The following is a 7176-nucleotide window of genomic DNA, read 5'->3' as shown; positions in this document are numbered from 1 at the left end:
GGCGGTGGTGGTCTTCTTCGCCGCCGCCTTCTTGGCCGTGGTCTTCTTCGCCGCGGTCTTCTTGGCGGTGGTGGTCTTCTTCGCCGCCGCCTTCTTGGCCGTGGTCTTCTTCGCCGCCGCCTTCTTCGCGGTCTTCTTGGCCGCGGGCTCGGCCTCCGGCTCGACGGCCTCGGGGGCCTCAGCCGCCTCGGGTGCCTCGGCGCCCGTGGCGGGCTCGGCGACCTCGGCGACCGGCTCGGCCGGCTTCTCCGGCTCGGCCGCAGCCGCGATGACCACCGTGGCCGCTGACTCCGCGGCATCCGGCGAGCCCGCCGGAGCGGACACCCTGCGGGTCACCCGGCGCCGCGTACGGGCCGGTGCGGGCTCCGCGGCCGGGGCCTCGGCGAGCGGCTCCGCGACCTGCTCGGGCGCCACGGCCTCCGCGGGTTCCACGGCCTCCACGGCCTCCGCCTCGGGGGCCGGCGCCGGCTCGGCCGGCACCACGATCTCGGCCGGCTCCGCGGCGGCCTTCGGGGCGCCCGCCGGAGCGGACACCTTCCGGCTCACCCGGCGGCGGCTCCGGCTCCGTCCGGCGGCCGCTTCGGCCTCCGCCGGGCTGCTGAACCACTCGTCGGCCTCGGCCACCGCGGGCTGCAGCTCGGCCTCGGTCACCGGGGCGGGCTCCAGCTCGGGTCCGGCACCGTCCGGCAGCGGCTCGGCCGCCGCCTCCACCTCGTGGACCTGCGGCTCGGCCGGCGTCGCCTTGCCCTTCTTCTTGCGCTTGCCGCCACCGCCGGCCGCCGTCGGCTGGTCCATGTGGACGATGACGCCCCGGCCGTTGCAGTGCACACACGACTCGGAGAACGACTCCAGCAGCCCCTGGCCGACCCGCTTACGGGTCATCTGGACCAGGCCGAGCGAGGTGACCTCGGCCACCTGGTGCTTCGTACGGTCCCGGCCCAGGCACTCCAGCAGCCGCCGCAGCACCAGGTCCCGGTTGGACTCCAGGACCATGTCGATGAAGTCGATCACGATGATGCCGCCGAGGTCGCGCAGCCGCAGCTGGCGCACGATCTCCTCGGCCGCCTCCAGGTTGTTCCTGGTGACCGTCTCCTCGAGGTTGCCGCCCTGACCGGTGAACTTGCCGGTGTTGACGTCGACCACGACCATCGCCTCGGTCCGGTCGATCACCAGCGAGCCGCCGCTGGGCAGCCAGACCTTGCGGTCCAGCGCCTTCATCAGCTGCTCGTCGATGCGGTACGTCGCGAAGACGTCGACCTCCGACGTCCACTTCTGCAGCCGGTCGGCGAGGTCCGGGGCGACGTGCGAGACATAGCCGTGAACGGTCTGCCAGGCGTCGTCACCGCTGACGATGACCTTGGAGAAGTCCTCGTTGAAGATGTCACGGACGACCCGGACGGTCATGTCCGGCTCGCCGTAGAGCAGCGACGGGGAGCTCGTGGAAGCGGCCTTCGCCTTCTTCTGGATCTCCTCCCACTGCGCCTGCAGCCGCTGGACGTCGCGCGCCAGCTCCTCCTCGCTCGCGCCCTCCGCGGCCGTACGGACGATGACGCCCGCGTCCTCGGGGACGATCTTCTTGAGGATCTGCTTGAGGCGCGCCCGCTCGGTGTCCGGGAGCTTGCGGCTGATACCGGTCATCGAGCCCTCGGGCACGTAGACCAGGTAGCGCCCGGGCAGCGAGACCTGGCTGGTCAGCCGGGCGCCCTTGTGGCCGATCGGGTCCTTGGTGACCTGCACCAGCACCGACTGGCCGGACTTCAGCGCGGTCTCGATCCGGCGCGGGCCGTTGGCCATGCCCAGCGCCTCGAAGTTGACCTCGCCGGCGTACAGCACGGCGTTGCGGCCCTTGCCGATGTCGACGAAGGCGGCCTCCATCGACGGCAGGACGTTCTGCACCTTGCCGAGGTAGACATTGCCGACGTACGAGGTCGCCTGCTCCTTGTTGACGAAGTGCTCCACGAGCACGTTGTCCTCGAGGACGCCGATCTGGGTGCGCTCGCCGCTCTGGCGGACGACCATCACCCGCTCGACGGCCTCACGGCGGGCCAGGAACTCCGCCTCGGTGATGATCGGCACCCGGCGGCGGCCCTGCTCACGGCCCTCACGGCGGCGCTGCTTCTTGGCCTCCAGGCGCGTCGACCCCTTGATCGACTGCACCTCGTCCGTCGGCTCTTCCTTCTTCCGGGGCTCGCGGATCTTGACGACCGTGCGCTCCGGCTCGTCGGTGCCCGCCTCGCCCATCGCCTCGGCGGGCTCGCCCGCGCGGCGACGGCGACGGCGGCGGCGACGGCTGCTGCTGCTACCGGCGGCCGACTGCGGCTCCTCGGCCTCGGCCGGCTCCTCGGCGGCGCGCTCCTCGCCCGCCTCGGGCCCGGCCTCCGCGCCGGCGGCCTCCTCCTCGGTCGCGGGGGCCTCCTCGGCGAGCTGCTCCTCGGCGGCCTCACCACGGCGGCGGCGACGGCCACCACGGCGCCGGCGGCGCGAGGGGCGCTCGGCGAACTCGTCCTCGCCGTGACCGGCCTCGGCCGGCTCGGTCTCCGGCTCGGCCGCCTCCGCGGCCGCCGGCTCCTCGGCCACGGCCGCGGGCGCGGGCGCCTGCTCGGCCTCGGCCGGCGCGCCACGACGGCGGCGACGGCGGGTACCGGCGGCGGGCTGCTCCTCGGCCGCGGGGGCCTCGGCAGCGGCCTCTTCCTGGCGGGCCGCGGCGGCCGCGGCAGCCGCGGTCTCCGGGGTCTGGAACATCGGCTCGGCGAACACCGGCGCCTGGAAGACGGCGGTCGGCGGACGCTGCGCCCGGCGGCGGCCGCGTACCGGCGCCTCCTTGGCCGGCTCCTCCTCCGCGCGGGTGGCCTCGGCGCGCGGCGTCTCGGCGGCCGGCTCGGCCGCCGACGCGGCGGGGCGCACGGCACGGCGGCGCGTCCGGCGGCCACGCGCCGGCGCGGTCTCGGCCTCCTCGGTCACCGCGGCCGCTTCCGGCTCCTCGGCCTCTGCGGCCTCCGCGGGGGCGGCGGCCTCCTCGGTCGCCTGAGGCGAGCCGGCGGGGGCGGTGGCCTTACGGGTCGCACGACGGCGGGCACGGGCGGGCTTCGCCGCCTCGGCGGTGGGTGCTGCCTCCTCGGCGGGCGCCTCCTCGGCGGCCGGGGCGGCCGGAACGGCGCTCTCGACCGTCGCGGGCGCGGCCTCCTCGGCGGCGCTCACCTGCGGGGCACCGGCGGGCGCGGTCACCTTACGGGTCGCACGACGGCGGGCACGGGCCGGCTTCGCCGCCTCGGCAGCGGCCTCCTCGGCCACCGGCGCGGGCGTCTCGGCGACGGCCGGCTCCGCGACGGCCTCGGCCTCGGCCTGCGGGGCACCGGCGGGCGCGGTCACCTTACGGGTGGCACGACGGCGGGTACGACGCGGCGCGGCCTCCTCGGCCTGCGGCGCCTCGGCGGGCGTTGCGGCAGCGGGGGCCTCCACGGCGGCCGGAGCCTCGGCGGGCTCCTCCGCGGCCGTCCCGGCTCCCTGCGGGGATCCGGCCGGTGCGGTGGCCTTACGGGTGGCGCGGCGGCGGGTACGGGCGGGCTTCGCCGCCTCGGCGGCAGGTGCTGCCTCGTCCGCCGTGGCGGAAGCGGGCTCCCCGGGAGCCGGGTCGGCGGCCGGGGCCGGGTCGGCGGCGGCGTCCGTGCTGATCACGGACGTCTCGGCGGCGCCTCCGGCCACCGGCGGACCGGCCGGCCGGGACGCCGCACGGCGCCGACGGCGCGGCGGCAGGGTGTCGCTGGGTGAGTGGTTGTCCTCGACCCCACGGTCCGCGGACGGCGTGGATTCGATGGGCTCAATGGGCTCGAGCATGCGGGCGGTTCTCCCGTCACGCTCCCGGGCGCCGCGCCTGATTCCGGCCGGCGGTCCGCGTGATGAGCGCGGGCCCGCTGTCCGGGGCGTGGGCGCCGCACGGGAGCTGTCGTCTCGCTCGCCGGGCCCCGTAGGGCGGGGACCGGCGAAAGTCTCCTGGTCAGTGCGTCCGCCGGACCGGGGCGGGGCCCTGGTTTACCGGTGACGCGACGACGGCGGTCCTACGCAGTGCCTTCCCCGGCTGCCGGGGAGGGCCCACTCGGCGCCTTCGCGGCACTCGGCCCGGCGGCCGTGGATGTGGCGGCCGTGGCAGCGTCGCGGTCGGGCGTGAGCGGGTCGGTCACCGCGCCGGTCTCCTCATCGAGCAGCCCCTGCGCCAGCCTGGTCACCGCAGCGGGAACCGGCGGCGCCAGGTCGGCCGTAGCTCGGAGGCCGGACAGGACGTCGTCGGGTCGAACGGCGGGTGTCACATGCCGAACAACCAGCCGCAGTATCGCACAGGCATCGCCGTCGGGCCTATCGCCCTCACGACCGGCGGCCTCCAGACGCGCCACTGCGGCCCGCGCGTCGAAGGTCCGCATACCGTTCTTCGTACGGCGCTCGACCAGCACTTCTTCGGCGGCGAGGAACGCCTCGACGGCGCACTCGGCCGCTTCGGCCGGCACCCCGTCGAGCCGGATCTCCCACACCGAGGCCTGCAGCCGGTCGGCCAGCCCGCTGGTGTGTGCCTCGACGGAGTCGATCACATCGAGTCCGGCCGGCAGCGAGGCGTCAAGCAGTTTGCGCAGTATGTCGGGGTCACGCCGCTCGGTGAGCTGGATCTCCAGATACTCGGCCTCACTCCCCGTACCGGTCGGGGCGGCGTTGGCGTACGACACCTTGGGGTGCGGGGTGAAGCCCGCCGAATAGGCCATGGGGACCTCGGCGCGGCGCAGCGCCCGCTCGAAAGCGCGCTGGAAGTCGCGGTGGCTGGTGAACCGGAGGCGGCCGCGCTTGGTGTAACGCAGTCGGATGCGCTGCACCGCCGATGCGGGCGGCGGGCCTTCGGGCTGTCGCTTGCCCAGTGTTACTTCTCCTTGGTGTGAGGGCGCGTCGGTGTGCGGGCGCGCCACCGGACGCCACCCCCGCATACGCGGGGACCGCTCCGGTTGACGCCCACCCGGCGTCGCCCAGTCCGGATCATCCCCGCCGGTGCGGGGACACGTCGCGTCCGGACGTCTTACCTAGAGTACGTGCCCCGCACCCCTCAAGTTCCCGGCGGGGCTGCGCACCGTCGCCGCCGGGTACCGGAGGCGACGGATCACCCCGCGCCGGCGGGGAGCGTCATCGCAGCGCGACTCTACGTCACTTCACCGACAGCGGCAGGAGCTTCTTGCCCGTCGGGCCGATCTGGATCTGGGTGTCCATCTGGGGGCAGACGCCGCAGTCGAAGCACGGGGTCCAGCGGCAGTCCTCGACCTCGGTCTCGTCGAGGGCGTCCTGCCAGTCCTCCCAGAGCCAGTCCTTGTCCAGACCGGAGTCCAGGTGGTCCCAGGGCAGGACCTCCTCGTACTCCCGCTCACGGGTGGTGTACCAGGCGACGTCCACGCCGAACTCCGGCAGCGCCTTCTCCGCGGCCCGCATCCAGCGGTCGTAGGAGAAGTGCTCGCGCCAGCCGTCGAAGCGGCCGCCGTCCTCGTAGACCGCGCGGATGACCGCGCCGATCCGGCGGTCGCCGCGCGAGAGCAGGCCCTCGACGATGCCGGGCTTGCCGTCGTGGTAGCGGAAGCCGATCGAGCGGCCGTACTTCTTGTCGCCGCGGATCTTGTCGCGGAGCTTCTCCAGGCGGGCGTCGGTCTCCTCGGCGGAGAGCTGCGGGGCCCACTGGAACGGCGTGTGCGGCTTGGGGACGAAACCGCCGATCGACACCGTGCAGCGGATGTCGTTGGACTTGGACACCTCGCGGCCCTTGGCGATGACGTTGACCGCCATGTCGCCGATCTGGAGCACGTCCTCGTCGGTCTCGGTGGGCAGACCGCACATGAAGTAGAGCTTCACCTGGCGCCAGCCGTTGCCGTACGCCGTGGCAACGGTCCGGATCAGGTCCTCTTCGGAGACCATCTTGTTGATGACCTTGCGGATCCGCTCCGAGCCGCCCTCGGGCGCGAATGTCAGACCCGAGCGGCGGCCGTTACGGGTCAGCTCGTTCGCGAGGTCGATGTTGAATGCGTCGACGCGGGTGGAGGGCAGGGACAGGCCGATCTTGTCCTCCTCGTACCGGTCGGCGAGCCCCTTGGCGACATCGCCGATCTCGGTGTGGTCCGCGGAGGAGAGGGAGAGCAGGCCGACTTCTTCGAAGCCGGTCGCCTTCAGACCACGGTCGACCATCTCGCCGATGCCGGTGATGCTTCGCTCCCGTACGGGACGCGTGATCATGCCGGCCTGGCAGAAGCGGCAGCCGCGGGTGCAGCCACGGAAGATCTCGACCGACATCCGCTCATGGACGGTCTCGGCCAGGGGAACGAGCGGCTGCTTGGGGTAGGGCCACTCGTCGAGGTCCATGACGGTGTGCTTGGAGACCCGCCACGGGACGCCGGAGCGGTTGGGCACGACACGGGAGATCCGGCCGTCGGCCAGGTACTCGACGTCGTAGAACTTGGGGACGTAGACGCTGCCCGTCCGGGCGAGGCGGAAGAGCAGCTCGTCGCGGCCGCCCGGGCGGCCCTCGTTCTTCCAGGCGCGGATGATCTCGGTGATCTCCAGCACCGCCTGCTCGCCGTCGCCGATCACCGCGCAGTCGAGGAAGTCCGCGATCGGCTCGGGGTTGAAGGCGGCGTGGCCGCCGGCGAGGATCAGCGGGTGCTCGTCGGTGCGGTCCTTGGACTCCAGGGGGACGCCGGAGAGTTCGAGGGCCGTCAGCATGTTGGTGTAGCCGAGCTCGGTCGAGAAGCTCAGGCCGAGGACGTCGAACGCACCGACCGGCCGGTGGCTGTCCACCGTGAACTGCGGGACGCCGTGCTCGCGCATCAGCGCTTCGAGGTCCGGCCAGACGCTGTAGGTGCGCTCGGCGAGGACGCCCTCCTGCTCGTTGAGGACCTCGTAGAGGATCATGACGCCCTGGTTGGGCAGACCGACCTCGTAGGCGTCGGGGTACATGAGCGCCCAGCGGACGTCGCAGTCCGCCCAGTTCTTGACGGTGGAGTTCAGCTCACCGCCGACGTACTGAATGGGCTTCTGCACATGCGGGAGCAGAGCTTCGAGCTGCGGGAAGACCGACTCGGCAGACATGGCGGCGTAACCTTCGTGAGCTGACAGGGGGCACCCCCGGCCGAAGACTGGGGGCGGGTGACCCTCAAGCGTAAC

At 73.4% G+C, this 7176-nt stretch carries 3 protein-coding genes; all 3 read right to left on the bottom strand.

Annotated features, from left to right (window positions below):
- On the bottom strand, positions 1–3834 hold a 3834-nt coding region (locus AZE13_RS17100; protein WP_066931923.1), incomplete at its 3' end, for a ribonuclease E/G.
- A gap of 221 nt (positions 3835–4055) precedes the next feature.
- Positions 4056–4856 carry a TIGR03936 family radical SAM-associated protein gene (locus AZE13_RS17095; RefSeq protein WP_066931921.1) on the bottom strand — a complete coding sequence of 267 codons (801 nt, stop codon included), beginning with the start codon at positions 4854–4856 and terminating at the stop codon, positions 4056–4058.
- A gap of 322 nt (positions 4857–5178) precedes the next feature.
- Positions 5179–7101, bottom strand: coding sequence for a TIGR03960 family B12-binding radical SAM protein (locus tag AZE13_RS17090; protein WP_066931919.1), 1923 nt, complete (start codon positions 7099–7101; stop codon positions 5179–5181).
- Between the last annotated feature and the right edge of the window lie 75 nt (positions 7102–7176).

The sequence above is a fragment of the Streptomyces sp. NBRC 110611 genome (assembly GCF_001590865.1).
GTDB lineage: Bacteria > Actinomycetota > Actinomycetes > Streptomycetales > Streptomycetaceae > Streptomyces.
The sequence above is the reverse complement of the archived record's forward strand: the minus strand, read 5'-3'. Positions and strand labels throughout refer to the sequence as shown.

Excerpts from the sequence above, each read along its gene's own strand:
- AZE13_RS17090 (WP_066931919.1), bottom strand. The coding sequence starts at position 7,101 with ATGTCTGCCGAGTCGGTCTTCCCGCAGCTCGAAGCTCTGCTCCCGCAT.